Source organism: Pontivivens marinum (assembly GCF_900231835.1).
Lineage (GTDB): Bacteria > Pseudomonadota > Alphaproteobacteria > Rhodobacterales > Rhodobacteraceae > Pontivivens > Pontivivens marinum.
Genome location: NZ_OCTN01000002.1, coordinates 390,297 through 413,401, shown reverse-complemented (window position 1 = coordinate 413,401; position 23,105 = coordinate 390,297). Strand labels below are relative to the sequence as shown.

Sequence of the window (23,105 nt, the reverse complement as noted above, 5' to 3'; positions counted from 1 at the left end):
GGATGAATCATGACTAAGCAAGACGATACACTTGCCTCTGCCGAACGTCGCAATTTCCTGAAACTGGCCTCGACAGGCAGTTTTACAGCCGCACTGGTCGCCGGTGCTGCGGGGACGCTTTGGTCGACTGAGGCCGCAGCCCAAACTGCAAACGAGGAACGTGAGCGCCAGCAGGCCGCCGAACATACGATGGTCATCGCCACCGCATATGTTCTGGGCGCCAGCCGCTCATATCCAATCATGCAGTTGGACCTGAAGGAAAACATCCAGAACGCCAGCTTCGGTAAGATCTACGTTCAACTCGCCCCCGCGGGTCAGTTGGGTGCCGGTGGTGAGCTGGTCTCCAAGGTGCAATCCCAGACCATCCACGCCGCGCAACACTCGCTGGCCAACTTCGCCGCCTTTGCGCCGGTCGTTGATCTGGTGAACATGCCGTATCTGTGTGGCTCGAACCAACGCTTTGTGAACATGGTCAACTCCGACCACTGGAAAACAGTTGTTGAGCCGCAGGTTAACGCGCGCGGGTTCAAGCCGATGTTCTACGTCGTCATCGATCCACGGGTTGTTGCGGTACGTGCCGGCGGTGCCGGTCCGGTTATCACCCCCGACGATATGCAGGGCGTTAAGTTCCGCGTTCCGGGTTCCGAGCTGTTGCAGCAATATTACCGCATGGTTGGCGCAAACCCGACGCCGATTGCATGGGGCGAAACACCCTCTGCGATCCAGCAGGGCGTTGCGGATGCGCTCGACCCATCGGCAGGCGCGCTTTACGTCTTTGGCTTCAAGGACATGCTGAGCCACGTCACCTTTACCCGCGCCGTGCCTGACGCGCAGGTCTTCTCGTGCAATCTGGAATGGTTCAACGAACTACCCCTAGAACTGCAAGAGGCGATTGATTTTGCATCTGAAATCACCCGCGACCAGAACCTTGCCAAGGTTCCAGCCGCTCGCAACTTCGCCATTGCTGAGTTGAACAAAGTTGGCGTGGAATTCCACAGCCTGTCCGACGACCAGCTTGCACAGTGGCAGGAGGCCGGTGGCTACCAGCGTTCGGAATGGGACCGGTTCAAGGTCGAGCTGGCGGGCAGCATGGGCGAATTCGACCAACTGGTCGAGGCCGCGGAAACGCAGGGGCGCCTGCACGTTCACGACGCCTAAACGACGGCGAATGGGATTTTCACCGACCAAAGGGCGCGCTTTGCGGGCGCGCCCACCATTCTGCTGGCGGAGAGATTGAATGCTCAGGCTAATTGATAGAAATGCGGAAAAGTGGGCCTTGCTGGTGTTTTACACCATGCTGGTCATCACGATGGCCGTAGAAGTTTTACGGCGCGAGGTTTTCGCGTGGTCGTCCATCTGGGGCGAAGAGATCGTACGTTACTCCTTCATCTATCTTGCATGGATTGGTGCTGCTGCGGCCGTCAAGGAACGCGCGCATATCCGGATTGATGTGATCTTCAACTACGTTCCGCCTGCGGCAAAGGCGATGCTCTATATCTTTGGCGATCTGGTGATGCTGGTCATCGCGGTTTTCGCCCTGTGGCTCAGCTTTGAAGCCGTTGAAATCTCGTGGCGTTTCGGCTCCGTCAGCCACGGTTTGCGTGTCTCGATGGTTTGGTTCCTGATGGCTGTGCCGATCGGGTTCTCGCTGATGATCTTCCGCCTTGTGCAATCCCTCGTCCGTGATGTCCGCGCCCTGCGCGACGGCACTGCGGTGTACGAGGGTGAGCGTCTGTTCGACTGAGGAAACAAACATGCTTTGGTCCCAATTACAGAACACCCCGGTCGATCTAGACTGGAGCTTCTACGGCCCCGTACTCCTGTTTGTCGTGATGATTGCACTGGGCGTGCCCGTCTGGGCGGCTATCGGCGCGGCCTCCATCGGTATCCTGTGGCTATCGCAAGTGTTGCCGCTCAGCTTGGTGGGTGAGGCACTGTTCTCAGGCATCGACAGCTTCGCGCTGACGGCGATCCCGTTGTTCATCCTGACCGGCGATGTGCTGGTACGTACCGGCCTTAGCCGTCGGTTCTTGGATGTAGCAGAGGCGCTAACCAACTGGACACGCGGTGGCTTCGGCTCAGCCACGGTTCTGGTCTGCGGTATGTTCGCGGCGATCTCGGGCTCGGATGCGGCAGGTGCTGCGGCGGTCGGTCGGATGACAATCGCACGCTTGGTGGAAAGCGGCTATCCCCGCCCCTATGCCTGCGCATTGGTTGCAGCGGGTGCGTGTACCGGCATCCTGATCCCGCCCTCGATTGCGTATATCGTCATCGGACTTGTTCTTGGTATATCCGCCTCGACCCTGTTCAAGGCGGCGCTGATCCCCGGCCTGCTGATCCTCGCATCCATTCTTGCGACAAACACATATCTGAACTACCGCCATGCGTGGGAGCGCGGGAATGCGCTGTCCGGTAAGGAATGGATCGCCCAGCTTGTTCGGGTTCTGCGTCAGGGTTGGTATGCCTTCCTCGTTCCGGGCATCATCTTCTACGGTATCTTCTCGGGCCGTTTGACCCCGACAGAGGCAGGCGCCACCGCGGTTATCGTTACCGTCATTATCGGCCTGATCATCGGCACGCTAAAGCTGTCGGACTTCCCCGCCATGATGGTCAGCTCGGCCAAGGTGAACGGCGTGATCCTGCCCATCATCGCAATGTCGCTGCCACTGGCACAGGCGATGGCGGCGATTGGGGTTCCGCAGGGCTTTGTCTACTCGGTTACGTCGCTGACGGATGAACCTGCGATCCTGATCCTGCTGATGATCGGCATTCTGATCGCTGCGGGTTGTGTGATGGAGACGACGCCGAACATCGTGATCCTTGCCCCGATCTTGAAACCACTCGCGGATAATATCGGCATGAACGAGGTGCAGTTCTGCATCATGCTGATCACCGCATTGGGTGTCGGGTTCATCACGCCTCCGCTTGGGCTCAACCTGTTCGTTGTCTCTGGACTAACGGGGGAATCGATCCTGAAAATCGCGGCCCGCGCCGTACCCTTCGTATTGTTCATGCTAATTGTTGTGCTGCTAATCGCCTATATCCCCGCGATTTCGACAGTGCTTCTTCCTGATAATCTCAAATGACGAGGACTGTAAAATGTCAGTGACATATCTCAAGAAAGCCCCTCTGACCTCCGCGACCGATGCTGGCGATGTGCAAGCAGTTGTTCGCGAAATCCTCGATGCGATCGAGGCAGGCGGCGATGATGCGGCGCGCTCCTATGCGGCCAAGTTCGATAAATATGACGGCAATATCGTTCTGACACGGGACGAGATTGACGCAGCAGCAGCCAAGGTTCCGCAAAAGCTCAAGGACGACATCCGCTTCGCCCATGACAACGTGCGCACCTTTGCCGAGGCCCAGAAATCCACGATCCAGGACATGCAGGTCGAATTGCGCCCCGGTCTGATCGCGGGACAAAAGGCTATCCCCTGCGGCTCCGCTGGTTGCTACGCACCGGGCGGTCGTTACAGCCACGTTGCATCCGCATTGATGACCGTGACAACGGCCAAGGTTGCAGGCTGCGGCCACATCTCTGCCTGCTCGCCGCCACGGCCTGAAATCGGCATCAACCCTGCGATCATATACACCGCTGATATTTGCGGCGCGGACAAGATCCTCGCGCTGGGTGGCGTGCAGGGCATCGCGGCAATGGCATTCGGCCTGTTTGGCCTGCCCAAGGCGGATATCCTCGTTGGACCCGGCAACCAGTTCGTGGCCGAGGCAAAGCGCATGTTGTTTGGCCGTGTCGGCATCGACATGTTCGCAGGCCCGACCGACAGCTTGATCCTCGCGGACAAGGACGCCGACGCGGAAATCGTGGCATGGGATCTGGTTGGTCAGGCCGAACATGGCTACAACTCCCCCGTTTGGCTGGTCACGGACACACGCGAGCTGGCAGAAAAGGTCATGGCCCGCGTGCCAGAGCTGATCGCCACCCTGCCTGAAACCAACGCGCAAAACGCCGCCGCTGCTTGGCGCGATTACGCAGAGGTTATCCTGTGCGAAACGCGCGAGGAAATGGCGACCGTCAGCGATCAATACGCGCCAGAGCACCTGACCGTTCAGGCCGGTGATCTGGACTGGTGGCTGAACCGCTTGTCCTGCTACGGCTCGCTGTTCCTGGGTGAGGAAACCACCGTTGCATTCGGTGATAAGGCATCGGGAACAAACCACGTGCTGCCAACCTCGGGTGCGGCGCGCTATACAGGTGGTCTGTCCGTGCACAAATTCATGAAGCTGGTCACATGGCAGCGCGCAACCCGCGAAGGATCCAAGGGCGTAGCAGAGGCAACTGCCCGCATTTCCCGCCTTGAGGGGATGGAGGGTCACGCCCGCACTGCGGATATCCGTTTGGCCAAATACTTCCCGAACGAAACCTTCGATCTGTCGGGGATGAAATGAGCCCCGATTTCTCCGTCGCGGGCAAGGTAGCCGTCGTCACCGGCGGCTCCTCCGGTCTGGGTGAGGCGATTGCCCTCGCCCTGACCGCAGGCGGCGCGAAGGTGGTCAGCCTGTCACGGCGACCCGCCGAATGGTGCGACGGGGAAACCTCCGTCACGCTCAGCGCCGATCTGTCCGATCCTGACACCATGCAGCAGATCGCCAAATCCGCCGCCGAACCCTTTGGCGCGCCGGATATCCTGATCAACGCGGCGGGCATCAACACCCGTCAGGCCGCGGATGATGTGACCGCATCGGGCTGGCAAATGACGCTGGACCTGAACCTGTCCTCGCCATTCTTTCTAGCGCAGGCACTGGTCGGCGGCATGAAGGATAGAGGCTGGGGCCGGATCATCAACATCGCGTCCCTGCAAAGCAGCCGCGCCTTTGCCGGTGGCATTGCCTATGGCGCGTCCAAGGGCGGTATCGCGCAGCTAACCCGTGCAATGGCCGAAGCATGGTCCCGCGATGGCATCACCGCCAACGCATTGGCGCCGGGCTTCTTTCCCACAGCACTGACCGGACCTGTCTTTGGCGATGCGGAACTGTCGGCCCGCCATGCCGCGCAAACCTGTATCGGGCGCAATGGCACGATGGAGGACATTACTGGCCCCGCGCTGTTTCTGTGTTCGTCCGCATCAAATTACGTCACCGGCCAAATTCTGCCCGTAGATGGAGGTTACACCGCAAAATGAAGGCTCTCGTCTATACCGCCCCGCGCACGCTGGAATATCGCGATGTCCCCGACCCTACCAGCGACACCGTGATTGAGGTCAAGGCCGTGGGCATCTGCGGTTCCGATATGCACGCATGGGCCGGTCACGACGATCGCCGCCCTGCCCCGCTGATTTTGGGTCACGAAGCCGCCGGCGTCACACTTGATGGACGCCGGGTTACGGTTAACCCCCTCGTGACCTGCGGAACCTGTGATGCGTGCAAAACCGGTCGCGATAATCTGTGTACCACCCGCCAGATTATCTCGATGCCCCCGCGTGAGGGGGCCTTTGCACAAATGCTGTCCATGCCCGAGCAGAACCTCGTTACTGTCCCTGACGATGTTCCCTTGGCCAAGGCGGCACTGGCCGAACCGATTGCCTGCGGTTGGCATGCGGTTCGGCTGGCAAAACGTGCCTTGGATCGCCCGCTGAATCAGTCGCATTGTCTGGTCATGGGTGGCGGTGCAATCGGGTTGGGCGCGGCCCTGGTTCTGGCCGCGCAAGGTGCGAAATCCATCACCATTGCCGAAACCAATCCGGCACGCCGCGCTATGATCAAGGGTCCGTTCGACGTGATCGACCCGCGTGAAACCGCGCTGCCAACTGTTGATCTGGTGATTGACGGTGTTGGTTTCGCCGCAACCCGCGCCAGTGCCAGTGCGGCCACGCGGCCCGGTGGCGTGATCATGCATATCGGTTTGGGTGACAGTGATCCGGGCCTCGATATCCGGCGGCTGACGCTACAGGAAATCACGTTTATCGGCACCTATACCTATACCGCCGAGGATTTCCGCGAAACGGCGCAGGCAATCTTTGACGGTGTTCTCGGACCCCTCGATTGGTTCGAGGAACGCCCCCTCGCCGAAGGCGCTGCTGCCTTCAGCGATATTGCCGGTGGTCGCGTTGCGGCCCCCAAAATTATTCTTCGTCCATAGAAAAGGAACATCCATGTCTCATCCACATCTTCTGGTCCATGACCGGGCTGACAATGTCGGTGTTGTAGTTGTTGAGGGTCTGACGGCCGGCACCGAGATGCTGTGCGTTGTCACCCATGACAATTCCGACTTCACGCTGACTGTTAAGGCGGACATTCCGATCGGCCATAAGGTCGCTCTGAAGGATCTGGTCGAGGGCGATACCGTCATGAAATACGGCGAAGATATCGGCAAGATGGTTGGCCCTGCCGAAATCGGCGGCCACGTTCATACCCAAAACTGCAAAACCAAGCGTTGGTAAGGAGACCGATCATGCTCGATTCAGCAAATCAGACTGTAATGGCGTGGCGTCGTGAAAACGGCCGCGTCGGTGTTCGTAACAACGTGGTGATCCTGCCGGTTGACGATATCTCGAATGCGGCATGTGAGGCCGTCTCGAATAACGTCAAGGGCACGCTGGCCCTGCCGCACGCCTATGGCCGCCTGCAATTCGGCGCGGATCTTGACCTGCACTTCCGCACGATGATCGGCACAGGTTCCAACCCCAACGTGGCCGCTGTGGTCGTGATCGGGATTGAGCCGGAGTGGACCAAGGTTATCGCCGACGGCATCCGCAAAACCGGTAAGCCTGTTGCCGAATTCTCCATCGAGCAGAAGGGTGATTTCGAGACGATCCGCGCCGCGTCGTGGAAAGCCAAGGAATTCGTCCACTGGGCGTCCGAGCTGCAAAAGGAAGAATGCCCGATCACCGATCTGTGGGTTTCGACCAAATGCGGTGAATCCGACACGACAACCGGCCTGTCCTCATGCCCGACCGTCGGCAACATGTACGACAAGCTGATCCCCCACGGCCTGTACGGCGTGTTCGGTGAGACATCCGAAATCACCGGCGCCGAGCATATCTGTGAAAAGCGTGCCGCAACGCCAGAAGCAGCCGAGAAGTTCATGAAGATCTTCAAGGCCTATTCCGACGACGTGATCTTCGCACACCAGACCGACGATCTGTCCGACAGCCAGCCGACCAAGGGCAACATCCTGGGTGGTCTGACCACGATCGAGGAAAAAGCGCTCGGCAATCTGGAGAAGATCGGTCGCGAATGTACCTATATCGACGCGCTGGATGCAGCCGAAGCACCTGAAAAGGGCAACGGCCTGTACTTCATGGACACGTCCTCGGCTGCTGCGGAATGCATCACGCTGATGGCGGCTGCGGGCTACGTCATCCACACCTTCCCAACTGGGCAAGGCAACGTGGTCGGCAACCCGATCGTTCCGGTCATCAAAATCTCGGGCAACCCGCGCACCCTGCGCACCATGTCCGAGCATATCGATCTGGACGTCACAGGCGTACTGACCCGCGAGCAGACCATCGACCAGGCCGGCGACGCCCTGATCGACATGATCCGCCGCACCGCAAACGGACGCGCAACAGCCGCAGAAGCCCTCGGCCACCGCGAATTCGTTATGACCAAGCTATACCGCTCAGCTTAAAACGACCTAAAGAGGGTTTACCTCGGCCTCCCCCATCACGGGGGAGGCTTTTACTGTTCTGGAGTTACCAATGACCACCGAAACCCTGACGCTGGTCGAGGCGGAAGCGCTCGTCACCTCGGTTCTGATCGCGGCGGATACCTCGCCTGAAAATGCGGCGAGCACTGCGCGGGCGCTGGTGCGTGCGCAGGCGGACGGGCAGGGTGGCCACGGGTTGAGCCGCTTGCCATCCTATGCAGGTCAATCGGCGGTGGGTAAGGTTCAGGGCCATGCTGTTCCGGTCATTGAGGATGTAAAACCCGGCGTATTTCGGGTGAATGCGGGCCATGGTTTCGCCTATCCAGCGTTCGAGATGGCAATTCCCGAGCTGGCCACACGCGCCCGTTCGCAAGGGATCGCGGCGGCGGCTGTCTACCGCTCGCACCATTTTGGCGTTGCGGGGCATCATTGTGAGGCATTGGCCGAGCAGGGCCTGATTGCGTTTGTTTATGGCAATGCGCCCAAGGCGATGGCCCCGTGGGGTGCAAAGGAGCCGATGTTGGGCACCAACCCGATTGCATTTGCCGCGCCGATGCAGGGCGCACCGCTGGTCATTGATATGGCGACAACCACCGTTGCGCGGGGTAAAATCCTCGCCGCGCGTGAGGCGGGAAAGGATAGCATCCCAGAGGGGTGGGCCTTTGGTCCTGACGGGCAGCCAACCACCGATCCTGTTACTGCATTGGCAGGAACCGTTGCGCCGATGGGCGGGGCAAAGGGGGCCGCGCTGGCCCTGATGGTTGAGGTGATGTCGGCCTGTCTGGTTGGTGCTGCCTTTGGGGCCGAGGCATCCTCGCTATTCGATGCGGAGGGTGGAGCGCCGAATCTGGGGCAACTTATCATCGCGATTGACCCCGGCCCGATTTCAGGTGGTGCCTTTGAGGCGCGGGTTGCGGACCTTGCCGCGCTATATGACGATATGGACGGCGCGCGTTTGCCCGGCCTACGCCGGTTGACCGCGCGGCAAATTGCGCAGCGTGACGGCGTGCAGATCGACGCCACATTACTCGCGAAAATCCGTGCATTTCTGTAAGGGGAATGATTTGACGTTGCTTAACAGGGTTTGAGTGGCAAAGCAGGAGAGCATTCATGAAGGTCATTGGTCAGGAAAACGGGCGGGACGTTTTTGAACATGTGCTCGACAGTGGTACCGCGCAGATCAGCGTGATGAGCCTGGGCGCTGTGATCCGCGATTGGCGGATTGCAGGCGTCGAAGGTGCGATGGTTCTGGGTTTCCCAACGCTTGAGGGGCATCTGGAAAACGCGCGCGCGCATGGCACAATTGCGGGGCGCGTTGCCAACAGGACCGGCTTTGGCAAGTTCACCATGGACGGTGCTGAATATCAGCTGAACATCAAATCCCCGCCGCATCATCTGCATGGCGGGTTGCAGGGTTTGGGCACGCAACATTGGGATATGCAGCCTGATGGCGCGACGGGTTTGCTGCTAACGCACCATTCGCCTGACGGGCATATGGGATATCCGGGGGCGGTTGATTTCTCGGTCGAGATGCGGCTGGACGGCACGAAGCTGCGTATCACTATGCAGGGCGTTCCCGATCGGAAGACGCCGATCAATTTGGCGCAGCATAACTACTATACATTGGGCGCGCATGGTGTGCGTGATCTGGTTTTCCATGCGGAGGCCAGCGCCTATACCCCCACCGATGACAGCCTGTTGCCAACAGGTGAAATCGCGCCGGTTGCGGGTACGCAATATGATTTCACGCAACCGAAATCGTCGCGGGTCGCGGACCCTGATGAGCTGGGCATAGACATCAACATGGTGCTGGATGCGGGCCGCGCACCACAGGTGCCGTGCTGTACTTTGCGCAATCCCGTTAACGGCGTTCAGATGCGGATGTGGACCGATCAACCCGGTTTACAGGTGTTTAATACGTGGCATTTCCGGTTTGATGCGCCCCATCATGATGGCCTGATGACGGATGGGTATCAGGGCTTCGCTATTGAGCCGCAGCACTTCCCCGACAGCCTGAACAACCCTGACTGGCCATCGATCCTGTGCAGTCCAGAACAGCCCTATCGGCAGGTTCTGGAAGTGGATATTGCCAAGACGTAATCGCCGCAGCCTATAGCGCATCCAACTGTCGCAAAGTGGTTTCAAGGCGGTCGATATTTGTCGGCTCGCCATGCACCAATGCGTAGACCCAGGCGTGGGTCAGGTGGAACCGCTGCTCGGCCGGGTCGGGCAACAGGCGGGCTGCGCGCTCATGTATCTGGCTGTGTTGCTGCGGGTCGGGCGTATCGTGCAGGCGGTGCAATTCGGCGTCGATGTGGTGAAGCTGCTGCATCGCGCTATGCCCCCAGCCGTGATGCGATCCAGTCGTGGAACAGGTGTGTCGGGCTGTCCATCACCGCGGAAAAAACACCCCCGTCGAAATGCGGCGCGTGGCGACCCCGCTGCATGCCCTCGACCACGGCGATATCCTCAACAAAGATGGATTTCCATGTCGCGGCGTTCAGGGTGCGCAGGTCGGCGTAATCGGGGCCGGTTGCCTCGGGCGAGGTATAGTAGATTTCCACATGCTCAATGGTTTGTTCGCAGGAAACAGGCTCCAACCGGATAACAAAGAAGTGGTCGCGGTGAATGCCCAGCATCACATTGGGAAACAGCGAGACATATTCAGCAGAGGTATCCCACTTCGCCGGTAGCCCGTCAAAGTTTGGGAAGCTCTGCGCCTCTGACAATTTCGGATCGTAAACGCGGGTGCCTTGACCGGAAAACGCGCCGGAATGCTCGATATGATAGTGATCCTCCAGCCGCGAATAGGCGTTCAGACCGGGGTGCACCCATGGCAGGTGATAGCTCTCGCAATAATTCTCGACCGCCAGTTTCCAATTGCAATTCAGGCGCAGCGTGAATGATGAGTCCGCGCCGCCGTGATAGACAGGCTTGCCCGCGAAATCGGCCCACATATCAGTTAGCGGCGCGAGCCAGTCGTCAAAGGGCGCCGCCGTGCCCGAGATGTTGACGAACACCATGTCCATCCAGACGGCACTGCGCACCGGCGTTAGGCCGGTTGTTGTCGGGTCAACGGCCTCATGCACATTGATGCCGGGGCCGCCCACATGCGGCGTGGCGCGCAGGCGACCATCCAGGGAATAGCACCATGAGTGATAGGGGCATCGGATGACGCCCCCGAACTTGCGGGGCTGCTCAACGAGGATCATGCCGCGATGACGGCAGACATTTTCAAACACGGTGACATTGTCGGATTTGTCACGGACCATCAGCAACGGCGCGCCGAGGAAGTCGATGGGGTGGGCGTCACCCTGTTCCGCCACATCCTTGGCAAATCCGATACAGGCCCAGCCGTTGTGAAAGATATGCTGACGCTCCAACGCCAATGCCTCAGGCGTTGTATAGAGCGACGAGGGCAGGCCGTGTGCCTGTCCAACGGGCTGACGCACAGCTACCAAATCGCGGGCGAGGGTGTCGTGGTCCAGCATAGCGTCCTCCTGTCCTGTGGGTGCATTAAGCGTGCGGCTCAGGATCGGGGCTGTCGGCGCAGTTTACGACACGGTGTGCCGGATTCGGGATAGGGGCCATGTCGTGGGGGCTGATTTGCACGGAATTATCGCGATTTGTCGAAAATGACGGAATGTTGGGCAAATTCGACAGATTTATTGTGCCCTATGGTGCTGAAACCCCGCGGTAGGCGACGATCAGTTGCGGTGAATCGGAATGTGGAAAATAATTTTTGACGCGGTGCAGCATCGCCGATAGGTGTCCACAGGCTGTTGGTGGGGGCCGGGATCATCGCGGTAAACCTCCACGAAATAGGGCAAAATGGGGCTGCGTTCCGGTTGGGGATGAATGGAATGCGACTCGTACACATCGCCCCGCATTTAGAGTGCCTCGTGATTTCAAGACGCAATATGTAGTTTAGGTGACAAAAATTCCGTTGACGGAACAGGGGCGCAACCGCCATGTTGTGCGCCGAACAGGGCGGGACACAAGATGCGGCGCAGGCATCATCAACCCACCCTTCAGAATTTAACTTACACCGTCCGCATAGGACACCAATAGCTCGGACCGACCTCGCACCTGCGGGGCGGCCACTCGCGTACTATATGGGGCAAGCGCTAATGAAAATTGATCGTCGTTTTACCAAGGCATCCGCTGACGCATATGCATCACTGGAATTCCGTAAGACCACCAGCGAGATCCGCAATCCGGATGGCTCGATCGTTTTCGCGCTTGAGGGCGTCGAAGTCCCCAGCGGTTGGTCGCAGGTTGCATCCGACGTTCTGGCGCAGAAATATTTCCGCAAGGCAGGCGTGCCAGCTCTGCTTAAGCCTGTGCGCGAAAAGGGAATTCCTGAATTCCTGTGGCGGTCGGTTCCTGATGAAAAGGCGCTGGCGGAACTGCCCGAAAACGCACGTTTCGGCGGCGAAACCTCTGCCAAGCAGGTCTTTGACCGGTTGGCAGGCGCATGGGCCTATTGGGGCTGGAAGGGCGGCTATTTCTCGACCGAGGCGGATGCGAAATCCTATTACGACGAGATGCGCTATATGCTGGCCGCGCAGATGTCCGCCCCCAACTCGCCACAATGGTTCAACACCGGCCTGCACTGGGCCTATGGCATTGATGGTCCGTCGCAGGGCCACTTCTACGTGGATTTCGAGACGGGCAAGCTGGTCCGCTCCAAAACCGCATATGAGCACCCGCAGCCCCATGCGTGCTTCATCCAGTCCGTCAGCGACGATCTGGTAAACGAAGGCGGAATCATGGACCTGTGGACGCGTGAGGCACGTCTGTTCAAATATGGTTCCGGCACGGGTACAAACTTCTCGTCGCTGCGCGGCTTTAACGAACCATTGGGTGGTGGCGGTAAGTCGTCCGGCCTGATGTCCTTCCTGAAAATCGGTGACCGTGCGGCTGGCGCGATCAAGTCGGGCGGCACAACGCGCCGCGCGGCAAAGATGGTGATCTGCGATATGGATCACCCCGATGTTGAGGCCTTCATCAACTGGAAAGTTGTTGAGGAGCAAAAGGTTGCGTCCTTGGTCGCCGGATCGAAGATGCATGAGGCCAAGCTGAACGACATCTTCGAGGCGATCCGTGTTTGGGATGGCAACGAGGCTGACGCCTTTGACCCCAAGGTAAATCCGGCCCTGAAAATTGCCATCAAGGGTGCCAAGAAATCCGCGATCCCGGAGACCTATGTGAAGCGTGTTCTGGATTACGCGAAGCAGGGCTATACCGCGATCGAATTCCCGACCTATGACACCGATTGGGATTCCGAGGCGTATAACACCGTTGCGGGTCAGAACTCGAACAACTCGGTTCGCGTGACGGACAGCTTCCTTGAGGCGGTCAAAAAGGATCAGCCATGGGAATTGCTGCGCCGTACAGATGGCGGTGTTGCCAAGACGGTTAACGCGCGTGAGTTGTGGGACCAGATCGGCCACGCGGCATGGGCCTGTGCCGATCCCGGCATCCAGTTCCACGACACGGTAAACGCATGGCACACATGCCCTGAGGATGGTGAGATCCGCGGATCGAACCCATGTTCCGAGTACATGTTCCTCGACGACACGGCCTGTAACCTCGCATCCATGAACTTGCTGACATTCCTGAAGAATGGTGAGTTCGACGTGGACGGTTATGTTCACGCGACCCGTCTGTGGACTGTGACGCTGGAAATCTCGGTCCTGATGGCGCAGTTCCCGTCCGAGGCAATCGCGCGTCGTTCCTACGAATTCCGCACGCTGGGTCTGGGCTACGCAAACATTGGCGGCCTGCTGATGAATATGGGCCACTCCTATGACAGCGATGAGGGACGCGCCCTGTGTGGTGCCCTGACCGCGATCATGACCGGTGTCAGCTATGCAACCTCGGCTGAGATGGCCAGCGAGCAGGGACCATTCCCCGGCTACACCAAAAACGCGGAGCACATGCTGCGCGTCATCCGTAACCACCGCCGCGCCGCCTATGGTGAAACGGCTGGTTATGAGGGCCTCGCGGTTGCTCCGGTTCCGCTGGACCACGCAAACTGCCCTGATGGTCGTCTGATCAATATGGCGCATTCCGCATGGGATCAGGCCCTGTCGGCGGGTGAGGCATCGGGCTTCCGCAACGCGCAGGTTTCGGTTATCGCACCGACCGGCACAATCGGTCTGGTCATGGATTGCGATACCACAGGTATCGAGCCTGACTTCGCACTGGTGAAGTTCAAGAAGCTGGCCGGTGGTGGTTACTTCAAAATCATCAACCAGTCGGTTCCTGCCGCCTTGGCCAAGCAGGGCTATACCTCCGCACAGGTTGAGGAAATCGTCAGCTATGCAGTGGGCCATGGGTCCATCGGCAACGCACCTGCGATCAACCACACAGCGCTGATCGGCCATGGTTTCGGCCCCGATGAAATCGCGAAGGTCGAGGCCGCATTGGCCACGGCATTCGACATCCGCTTCGTGTTCAACCAGTGGACATTGGGCGTTGATTTCTGCACCGGCTCGTTGGGCATTCCGGAGGCAAAGCTGAACGATCCGGCATTCGACCTGCTGCGTCACCTCGGCTTTAGCAAGGGTCAGATCGAGGCGGCAAACAACCATGTTTGCGGTACGATGACGCTGGAGGGTGCGCCGCACCTGAAGGAAGAGCACTACTCGATCTTTGACTGCGCCAACCCATGTGGGCGGATCGGCAAGCGTTACCTCAGCGTTGACAGCCACATCCACATGATGGCCGCTGCGCAAAGCTTCATCTCCGGCGCGATCTCCAAGACGATCAACATGCCCAATGATGCGACAATCGGCGAATGTCTGGACGCATATGCGCTGTCCCACAGCCTGGGCGTAAAGGCGAACGCGCTGTACCGTGATGGCTCCAAGCTGTCGCAGCCGCTCTCCGCCGCGCTGATCGACGAGGATGATGACGATCTGGAGGAGGCCTTGATCGAGGCACCTGCCGGTCAGAAGGCAACCATGCTGGCCGAGAAGCTGGTCGAGAAGGTCGTCTACCGCGAAGTCGCAAAGGGCCGCACAAAGCTGCCCGAGCGGCGCAAGGGCTACACCCAAAAGGCCATCGTTGGCGGTCACAAGGTATACCTGCGCACGGGTGAATATCAGGACGGCAACCTTGGCGAAATCTTCATCGATATGCACAAGGAGGGCGCTGCCTTCCGTGCGATGATGAACAACTTCGCCATCGCGATCTCGGTCGGTCTGCAATACGGCGTGCCGCTGGAGGAGTATGTTGAGGCATTCACCTTCACCCGCTTTGAGCCTGCGGGAATGGTGCAGGGCAATGACAGCATCAAGAATGCGACCTCGATCCTCGACTACATCTTCCGCGAGCTGGCCGTCAGCTATCTGGATCGGACTGATCTGGCGCATGTAAAGCCTGAGGGCGAAGTGATGTCCGATCTGGGCCGCGGTGTTGAGGAGGGCGCAACCAATGTGCGCACCCCTGATGAGGAAGCAACCGCGCATTCCATGGACATGATCCGCCAGATCTCGTCCACCGGCTACCTGCGCAAGCGTTTGCCACACGACCTGAACGTCCTGTCCGGCGGTCTGTCCGAGGTTGCGGTAACGCCCTCGCAACAGGCTCAAGCCTCCACCGCGGTCGGTCTGACCATGGACGCACGGACCAAGGCGAAGATGCAGGGATATGAGGGTGATCCATGCGGCGAATGTGGCAACTTCACCCTCGTGCGGAACGGCACCTGCATGAAGTGCAACACCTGCGGCGGCACGTCCGGCTGTAGCTGATTAACGGGCACAGTGTCCGTCCGACCATAGTTCCTCCCAAACCGGGCAAAAGTTTTCCGGTTTGGGGGGAAAGGTTCTCCGGGATAGGCCCGCAACGAGACCAGGAGTAGGTGCGCTTACCTCCTGACGAAGACTGTGCCGCAGGCATAAACAAATCGAGCGGTAAATTAGTGAGCTCAGTCTCTCGAACCTTGGGGTGCCCTTGTGGCACCCCTTTTTCTTTGCAACATCCAATACCATGAGATTGAAGAAATCCGTTTCGCTCCCACCGGATGATACAACGGAGTCAATTTTTTTGCGTTTGGCTTTTGCCCACGGCGTCCCGACAATGGAGATCTCTTGATAATCGCTGAGCTAACCATGACCGGGTCTTGATGAGGGCCCCGAAGGTCTTCACAAAAGTTTCTGATCTTTCCGGAGTCGCAGCTTGCGATCTTATGAGACATGCATGCGGGCCCAACAAATCGTCTCGCTACCAGCTGGTTGGATATTACGTGGGACAACAACATCTCATGCGCGGGGAAAGTCGCGTTTGTCCGGCGCGCCCTCCCGGCGATATCGGCCGGCAGCTCACGCCTGATATTGGCCTATAATAATGTCATGGTAAGAGGTCTTCGGGCTTTCCTGAATCCGAGAAGTGGGAGACGTTGACCATTATCGCTGATGTGGTTCGAAAGCATGGGCATCTACGGATCGTATTTTGCACCTTATGATAGTTGTCCGCGCAAAGAGGGCTTTCCATCTGAAAGGCCAGAATGTCTTCTCTACGGTTCTGATGGACAAAAATGAAGTTTCTATACTTCGTCGGAACGATAAAAACACCGTTGACGATACGTCATAGTGAAACGTCTCAAATGGGCGGGTAGCGGACATTAGCTGCACCAGCTATCAAGGTCGGCAATGCGCAGAAAGTGTACTTTGCAAAGTCTCGCGAGCGGCCATTGAGCAACATCGCTCGTCAAACTAATGTAGCCACATTCGGAGTTTAGGAGATTCACCAATCCGTCTCATTGCGAAAGCTTGCGGCCTTCGCAAGTAGCTCAAGCTGCCTTTCATGCTCGGATCGCTTAGCAACTCGCTTATCATTCTGCGCAGGAAGATCAAGAAATTCCCAAAACTCCTTTTCTGACTGGAAATTGAGACTATTCAAAATGTAACGTTTCAAAAACGGTACGACAAATCTAAGCATTTGAAAAACTACTGTTTCGCCATCGTCGGCTGTGATCGCGTGACCATGAGCCAACAAGTTGCGGCGAAGGGCAAGGTGCTTCCCGATGATAAAGTATTCAGTGTTTGACTCAAATACGTTCGATGCTCGAAGAATTTGATTAGGAATTTTCGTATGTCGAGACCCAGAGATGTTTTCGAAAAGCCTCCACCCTTCAAGAAATGATTCTTCAAGGTTTGGGTTTGAGAACGCTTTTAAATAGCGAGCAGCAGCAGATTTGCAGCTATCACGCCAAGGAGATTTAGAAGTTCCCTCCATAAGTTGTTGGACGCGCCTTTCCCAGGCTATCATTGCTTCGGTAGAGCGAGTTCTCCGAACTGGGCCTCCAACCCAGTTCTCGTGCCAGAAACCGTCATGGGTCAGCTTCCCATTCTCAAAGTGAGTAGTAGTGTGTGGCCCAATCAAAACATCCGAAACGGGCAGCTTTCCAGCCATACGGCTTGACAAACGCCAATGTTTGCCGCCATCAATTGCAAGATTGACCAACCCAAGAATTTGGTAGAGTTTTTCGGAAGCTTGTTCGTTTGCGTCCGCTGGGCTGTTGGCCCGGACATGAGCCAAACAGATTGAGCACTGTTGTAGATCCCTCAACCGCTCTTCTGTGAATATCATTTCGTAGATTCGGTCGGTACGTTGAACTGCGCGCTCCCGAATAATTCTCTTGAATAACTGGGTCTTTGGAGATGGAGTAAAGTTCAAACTTACATCTCCCATCTTTCTTGTACCTTGAAGGAAACTGGGTTTGTTCCAGATCGGAAAAGCGATGCGGTAGACTCGCAAATCTTCAGTTTGGTACTTGTGGCACAATCGATTTGCGACACCACGAAAGTCTTTATCGGTGAAGTCGGCAGCCAAGTCGGAGGAGAAAAGCGCACTGCTAATAATGCGATGTCGAAGGGCATCACTTTTGACCTTTAGTCCAAAAGCCGAAACCAAAACAGCGATCCATTCGTCGTAAGCTCTGTCCTTAAAGCTGATACGTCCATCGCTCCCAATAGTTCGAATTCCCCTAATTTTTTCAAAAACATAATGGATCTGTTCTTCTGTGAAATCGTCGCGCCAGAAACCCAAGTTTTATCCAATCTGTCCATGTTCTCCACCAGTGAGGCGGCATTCGAATATCAGTATTTCGAAATCCACTTCGGTATCAAAGTGTTTTCTACATCGGCGAAATAGCAGAGCATCATTATTTTGATTTTTAAGGAAAATTATACACAGATAGTTTACTTTGCAAAGTCGTATAAACTACCCATTCTTGACGTTGGTCATGTTGCCTGTCGCCACAGTGCGGCTTCCCATCCAAGGTGTCTAACGGGATGTCCGCTTTGTGATGGGACCGGTCATCCGGTTGGTCGCGCCGAAGCCTGCAAGGTCAAGATTGCGTGCCGCACAGCAGCAAGTCCGGCTTGAATCCACTTTGACTGATGCTGCGCTTTGGACGAAGGGCTGCCGTGGAGGCCGTGAGCAATTTGGTCCACAATATTGCCCGTCCCATGACCTATAGCTATGCTAATTATTACCAAACTCTGGGGCCGAGCGCCTATGATCCTGTTGCAGCCCTTCTCAGGAGAATTGAATAGAGGCGTAAATCAATTGTTTTAATTGCATTTTCAATGCAGGCAGGGGCCAATATATGGCTTATCATAGTACAACGAGAGGCTGATATGGAATTGACGAAAAACGAGCGGTTATCTTTGATATATCAGTTAAGAATACTGGAGGCGTTATACCCCGAGGAGGCAACTAATTTCGTCCATAATCGCACCGCATTGGAGAATGGGTTCACGCTTCATTATGATTGGATATTCGAAAACCTACGTGATGAGTTGAGCAAGGAGGAGTGTCAGGAACTTCTCGATATTCTCGATATGTATCGCGCAATTACGTTCAGCCTGCGCGAACTGGACGAGGGTGACGTTCTCCACGAGCATCACTTGGCGAAGTTCCGCGGATTTGATGGCAACAAAGAAGGCCAACTTATGGCCTATGTGCGATACTTTATTGTTGATTTAGATAGATATGATGAACTAAAATACGAAAAATTGCCTAGCTTTAACTCTCATACGTCAATGTTAAACACTTATCGAGAAATGCTTAGCCGTTGGAGTGCAGCTGAAAAAAAACATATACTTTCTAGAGAGCAAATTTGCACTGTTCTAGAGGGCTGAGCGGTGACTTGGACCGATATAGTGACATGGATAGGCACAGGCATAACTATCATAAGCATGATTGTTACAATGCTGCAGGCAAGGGAGGCAAAGAGTGCCGCTGCCCACGCCGAGCAAATGCGAGGTGAGATTTCCGATCGCAACGCCCATAGCCAATTGAGCAGTTTGAGTGGTGTTCTTAGTGCTGCCATTCGGGCTATGGATAAGTATGGCCCCGGCACAGGATCAACCGCCCGTCGCGGTTGCTCGCCAAGGAGTGATGCCGCGCACGTTCGTGCCCTTACAGGTGAGATGAAGCGATTACGCAAACTTTTATCTGAAAGGTTTGGTAGCGAAGCAGACGATTTAATCAATAGAATTAACGACCTATTGGTCCAATTCGCTGAGGCTTCCAGCACTGCAGATAGAGATAAGTTTGGTTGCGATATTTATAACGAGCTTGTCGAATTTAACGGCAACATCGGAAACGAGTTGGATGGCAATATTTTCGGTTAAAGACGGATTGCGCACTTTGCATACTCAGGCGGACATCAGACTTTCTGGGCTTACTTTCCGTACGCTGCTGACAATCACCGTACGTGTTGTAATCTGCACACTTCAGCATCGGCCAATATGGAATCAATGGGGAAAGTTCTCGTCGTGCAAAAGCCACCGTTTGTTGAACGGTTCGCCAAACAGGACATTGATGCACATGTAGCGAAGGTTGGGCTTGTCCCACACAGCCGACATCGGCCCCATAAGATTGCTGCACACCATTGCCAATGTCCGATTCAGGAAAGCGGTGACGCCGCATTGTCGGTATCGGCCAATATAGCTGGTTTGGGCCGTTCATCCATTGTGCAGTTTTTTGGCTTGCGCAAACCATTGAACAGCCTAGCCTGCTCGCCATGGATTATATCTACCCCATAAATTTTGTTAGCCACGATGAGTGGTTGGACAGCGGATACGAACCAAAGCTGGCGCAAGGTGACGTTGTTACTCGCGATGGTGAATTCCTCGGGATGTGGCGGGTCGTTGATTACGATCGTGAGGACGAATACTCGAGCGGGCGAATAGAATTCATCATGGATGGAGAAAGTACCGTTAAATTCGCGGAGGATTTTGCGGCGCTAGATGTCAGAGCCAGCCGTGGCTTTGCACTGTCACAGCTTATTCGAACTATCAGAGCGTGGTACGAAGAGCAGCCATCCTGAACTAAAAATGCCCATCAGCTATGAGCTGTTCGGCGTGCGAAGGCGCTCGCAATGTCCGCTATTGGAAAGCTGCAGCGCAGCGACGATCGTGATGGCCAATGTCCGCTCTGGGCCGTTAGCTTTCGATGTTTATCGACTTCGGGCTAAACAGACGCGGCCCTTTTACGGCAGGCGAAGACATGCGGCCTTTCAAACCTTTTCGAATTTGGGATGCAAAATCTTCCAAGGTGGCAACACGGATGTAGTCTTTTTCAAAGCGCGTAGGAGACACAACATATTTCCCATCTTCGTGTCGATGCGGTGTGACAGTCTCTCCCTTCTGAGGGCCGCGTGAAACTCTCGCGATGATCTTCATTTGCGATTTGTCCTCTTGAAAAAAGTTCGCCATGTTGATCATCGGGCAACAGCGGTTGCAAGTATCAATGAAGGTATAGGCAGGGTATCATCGGCGCGTCCATCTCTACGCGGTGTTTGGCTGGTTTGTGTAAGCTGCGCTGCAGCGCTTTTTGCACGGCCAAGGTCCGGTATGGGCCGTACTAAACTGATCGAGCTGCCTGACGCTCAGCAGCGTCATCGAAGATGGGTGTACAATGGCGTTGTCGCAAGTTCAAATTATTCAATCTTTGGCCGAGGCACTTTCATGGTTTGAGAAGGAACTGAACTGGGGGGTGCCGCAAGCCGAGCTGCGTCATCTATCTGGCCGGATCGGCGAGCTTTATGCGGCGATGATTACACGAGGGCAAATGGCGCTGGCAGTCAATCAGCACGGTTATGATGTCGTGAGCGCCGATGGGGAACGTATTTCTGTCAAAACGATCACGACATCATCGCACGTTTCATTCAATATGGAGACATTCGACCAAGTGGATCGTGTAATTATTCTTCGCTTAGCCGTCGAAGAAAATGAGGTATCTATCGAAGAGTTGCTTGATTGCACGAGCGCTGATGCGCGCACAGAGATGCGAGTTTCGCAAAGAAAACTTGTCTATACGCCTGGTAAGCTATCCCAAGGTCGCACGTTTTCGGATTTACGCGTTACAGAGCAGGGGATGTCTTGTGGCATTTTAATCAAGCAACTCGAGAACGGCTCTATCTTGGTTGAGCGCAATGGGCAGCCGGTAAACCCTGCAAAACCTAAACTGCGCGAAGTAGCTGCCGAGATCGGAGTTGATATCCTCAACTCGAACGGCAATCCAAAAAATACTCGATCGCTTGGTGCGGATATCTTGACAGTATTGCGCTCTCAGTACGGTCAATAAGGACCAATGGATAGTAAACGTTAATGGCAGATTCGCGCTCGGCAATGGACCTTCTCTGTGCCGAGCCTGAATGTCTGCAATGGGCCGTCGTTGAAGGCTTTAAGAAAGGTGGAGAGCGGAAGTTCGACTCGTCTGGGGGCTGGTGTAGTAGGCGCAGCTTGGGGTTGCCTTTGGATGTATGCACGATACTTTCAGACCTGAAATGAGTACCTACTTTAGGCCCCATCATCGATGCCTTTTCACCTGAAAGTACACCTTTAATCGAAGCTCAGGCAAAGGCCGCCCCCAAAGCGAAAGGTCGCAAGAATGGCACATGACCCCACCGTCTGGGGCGTCCACATGGGCGCGCATGTAGGCGACCGTCCAATTGACGACAGCTATGTGGCCATCGGCTGGGATAAGATGGGCGACCTGACGCACATCGCGCCGAACCGCGAAGCCTTCAAGGCAGCGCTGGCTGAGGCCTATCCAGATAAAAAGGCGGGGGCAATCCCCGTCGATGCTGGTTCGATGTTCAAGTTTCTTCATCAGATCAAGCCTGGGGATATTGTCGTCTATCCGTCCAAGTCGGACCGCATGGTCAATATCGGCAGGTTCCGCGATAAGGTCGAATATTTGGCTGACGACCGAGACGAATACCCGACCCATCGGCACGTCGACTGGCTGGGGCATTTCCCGCGCAACGAATTCAGCCAAAGCGCGCTGAACGAAATCGGATCGTTCCTGACAATGTTTCGCGTCAAACGGCATGTGAACGAATTCCTCACCAAGGTGGATATGCGGATCACACTTCCGCCAGTCGCAATTTCAGAGGCTCAGGCCGAAGCTATAGAGGACCCCACCGACGACGACGCGGCCACCGTGGCGGCATCGCTTCAGGCCGAGGCGAACACCAGCGACTTTGTTATCAAGCGCCTGATGGCCGAACTGTCCGGGCATCAGTTCGAAGAATTCATGGCGCACCTGCTGGAATGTATGGGTTACACTGCCCGCGTGACGCCCAAATCTGGGGATGGTGGCGTTGACGTGATTGCCCATATGGATCCGCTCGGGTTTCAGCCACCCATCGTCAAGGTCCAGTGCAAGCGGACGACCGGGCAAACCCCGAGGCCGGATGTGGACCAGCTTCTGGGAACGCTCGGGGATGGTGAATATGGTTTGTTCGTGAACTTGGGGTCCTTCGCACGCGGCGCGGTGGAACTGGAACGTAACCGCGCGAAGCTGCGGCTGATAGACGGTGAACAGTTCGTGGAGCTGATCTTCGAGCATTACGCCGCCCTCGCTCCACGCTATCGCGCCATGATCCCGCTGAAACAGATTTTCGTACCAGACCTCACACAAAGTCAGTAATTTTGAGAGGGCAGATGGGTGGTCGTTCTTCGATGCTGTCGGCATGAACGACCACAGTCAGAGCGTTTGATGTGCCCCTACTTTCCTGAATGCCCGCCTCGTTCATTCTCCGTTGTGTGATTTCATAATTAACTGACGCAGCATGCCGGTCTTCGTATGCCTGAGGACGCGGCTCAGCGTCCGTTTGTCCGCGTGGGCGCAACCGCGGATGAAACCGAACCGCCGGTCGATGGAGTTTTGCAGCAGAGCTTTGGGCATTCACATTTATATCGTGGTGGCGAGGGCATAGGCGCACCTACAGCGGTATCGTTCTCGAACTCCATCAAGGGGTGGGCGATTTGCGAGAAAACTGACGGCCCCGCGAATGTTCACCCGCATCATGCCACGCTTTCGGTTTCACACTCGTGGTCCTCTTCGATGGAAGGGTCTTTCCGGCGTGTATTCCGCACCGACCCAGTTCGCAGCGCGTGCGGATATCGCTGAACTCTCAACGTCTTGAGTGCAAATATACCTTCCGAAGATGCGGAGTCGTGCAAGATTT

The 23,105-nt window shown here is 56.3% G+C and carries 20 protein-coding genes; 16 read left to right on the top strand and 4 right to left on the bottom strand.

The features are described from left to right. Positions 1 to 9: 9 nt before the first annotated feature. The 10 genes from CR254_RS07960 to CR254_RS07915 all read left to right on the top strand — a co-directional run bounded on the left by CR254_RS07960 (position 10) and on the right by CR254_RS07915 (position 9,706). A complete protein-coding gene (locus CR254_RS07960) occupies positions 10 to 1,158 on the top strand; it encodes a TRAP transporter substrate-binding protein (protein WP_097929313.1) in 1,149 nt (382 codons plus the stop codon). A gap of 79 nt (positions 1,159 to 1,237) precedes the next feature. Continuing rightward, on the top strand, positions 1,238 to 1,744 hold the full coding sequence (locus tag CR254_RS07955; protein ID WP_097929312.1) for a TRAP transporter small permease: 507 nt from the start codon (positions 1,238 to 1,240) through the stop codon (positions 1,742 to 1,744). Between the two features lie 10 nt (positions 1,745 to 1,754). After that, positions 1,755 to 3,086, top strand: a complete 1,332-nt coding sequence (locus CR254_RS07950; protein ID WP_097929311.1) for a TRAP transporter large permease — start codon at positions 1,755 to 1,757, stop codon at positions 3,084 to 3,086. Positions 3,087 to 3,099: 13 nt separating this feature from the next. After that, entirely contained in the window at positions 3,100 to 4,407 is a 1,308-nt protein-coding gene (gene hisD / locus CR254_RS07945; protein ID WP_097929310.1) for a histidinol dehydrogenase, read from the top strand. After that, positions 4,404 to 5,141, top strand: a complete 738-nt coding sequence (locus tag CR254_RS07940) for an SDR family NAD(P)-dependent oxidoreductase (RefSeq protein WP_097929309.1) — start codon at positions 4,404 to 4,406, stop codon at positions 5,139 to 5,141. The genes hisD and CR254_RS07940 overlap by 4 nt, the downstream gene beginning before the upstream one ends. Beyond that, entirely contained in the window at positions 5,138 to 6,097 is a 960-nt protein-coding gene (locus CR254_RS07935) for an alcohol dehydrogenase catalytic domain-containing protein (RefSeq protein WP_097929308.1), read from the top strand. Before CR254_RS07940 ends, CR254_RS07935 begins: the two co-directional genes overlap by 4 nt. A 13-nt stretch (positions 6,098 to 6,110) precedes the next feature. Beyond that, positions 6,111 to 6,398 carry a UxaA family hydrolase gene (locus CR254_RS07930; RefSeq protein WP_097929307.1) on the top strand — a complete coding sequence of 96 codons (288 nt, stop codon included), beginning with the start codon at positions 6,111 to 6,113 and terminating at the stop codon, positions 6,396 to 6,398. A gap of 11 nt (positions 6,399 to 6,409) precedes the next feature. Beyond that, positions 6,410 to 7,588 (top strand): UxaA family hydrolase, encoded by a 1,179-nt coding sequence (locus CR254_RS07925; RefSeq protein WP_097929306.1) that lies wholly within the window; start codon positions 6,410 to 6,412, stop codon positions 7,586 to 7,588. A gap of 70 nt (positions 7,589 to 7,658) precedes the next feature. Beyond that, positions 7,659 to 8,660, top strand: a complete 1,002-nt coding sequence (locus CR254_RS07920; protein WP_097929305.1) for an Ldh family oxidoreductase — start codon at positions 7,659 to 7,661, stop codon at positions 8,658 to 8,660. Positions 8,661 to 8,716: 56 nt separating this feature from the next. Further along, on the top strand, positions 8,717 to 9,706 hold the full coding sequence (locus CR254_RS07915; protein WP_097929304.1) for an aldose epimerase family protein: 990 nt from the start codon (positions 8,717 to 8,719) through the stop codon (positions 9,704 to 9,706). Positions 9,707 to 9,716: 10 nt separating this feature from the next. Here the strand turns inward: CR254_RS07915 and CR254_RS07910 are convergent, their stop codons facing one another. Next, positions 9,717 to 9,938, bottom strand: a complete 222-nt coding sequence (locus tag CR254_RS07910; RefSeq protein WP_097929303.1) for a hypothetical protein — start codon at positions 9,936 to 9,938, stop codon at positions 9,717 to 9,719. 4 nt (positions 9,939 to 9,942) lie between these two features. Then, entirely contained in the window at positions 9,943 to 11,097 is a 1,155-nt protein-coding gene (locus CR254_RS07905) for an aromatic ring-hydroxylating oxygenase subunit alpha (RefSeq protein ID WP_097929302.1), read from the bottom strand. 639 nt (positions 11,098 to 11,736) lie between these two features. Here CR254_RS07905 and CR254_RS07895 point away from each other — a divergent pair. Further along, a complete protein-coding gene (locus CR254_RS07895; RefSeq protein ID WP_097929300.1) occupies positions 11,737 to 15,366 on the top strand; it encodes a vitamin B12-dependent ribonucleotide reductase in 3,630 nt (1,209 codons plus the stop codon). Between the two features lie 994 nt (positions 15,367 to 16,360). Here CR254_RS07895 and CR254_RS07890 read toward each other — a convergent pair. Next, positions 16,361 to 17,665, bottom strand: a complete 1,305-nt coding sequence (locus CR254_RS07890; RefSeq protein WP_145996720.1) for a hypothetical protein — start codon at positions 17,663 to 17,665, stop codon at positions 16,361 to 16,363. 593 nt (positions 17,666 to 18,258) lie between these two features. Here CR254_RS07890 and CR254_RS07885 point away from each other — a divergent pair. From CR254_RS07885 to CR254_RS07875, 3 genes are all read left to right on the top strand, one after another. Further along, entirely contained in the window at positions 18,259 to 18,762 is a 504-nt protein-coding gene (locus CR254_RS07885) for a YfbU family protein (protein ID WP_180955935.1), read from the top strand. 57 nt (positions 18,763 to 18,819) lie between these two features. Beyond that, positions 18,820 to 19,257, top strand: a complete 438-nt coding sequence (locus CR254_RS07880; RefSeq protein ID WP_097929297.1) for a hypothetical protein — start codon at positions 18,820 to 18,822, stop codon at positions 19,255 to 19,257. A 392-nt stretch (positions 19,258 to 19,649) separates the two neighbouring features. Beyond that, a complete protein-coding gene (locus tag CR254_RS07875; protein ID WP_097929296.1) occupies positions 19,650 to 19,955 on the top strand; it encodes a hypothetical protein in 306 nt (101 codons plus the stop codon). Positions 19,956 to 20,070: 115 nt separating this feature from the next. Here CR254_RS07875 and CR254_RS07870 read toward each other — a convergent pair whose 3' ends face one another. Further along, on the bottom strand, positions 20,071 to 20,310 hold the full coding sequence (locus CR254_RS07870) for a hypothetical protein (protein ID WP_145996719.1): 240 nt from the start codon (positions 20,308 to 20,310) through the stop codon (positions 20,071 to 20,073). A gap of 235 nt (positions 20,311 to 20,545) precedes the next feature. On the opposite strand from CR254_RS07870, the gene CR254_RS07865 reads away from it, so the two are divergent. Beyond that, a complete protein-coding gene (locus CR254_RS07865) occupies positions 20,546 to 21,214 on the top strand; it encodes a DUF6998 domain-containing protein (protein ID WP_097929294.1) in 669 nt (222 codons plus the stop codon). Between the two features lie 306 nt (positions 21,215 to 21,520). Then, positions 21,521 to 22,564 carry a restriction endonuclease gene (locus CR254_RS07860; protein ID WP_097929293.1) on the top strand — a complete coding sequence of 348 codons (1,044 nt, stop codon included), beginning with the start codon at positions 21,521 to 21,523 and terminating at the stop codon, positions 22,562 to 22,564. The last annotated feature ends 541 nt before the right edge of the window (positions 22,565 to 23,105 follow it).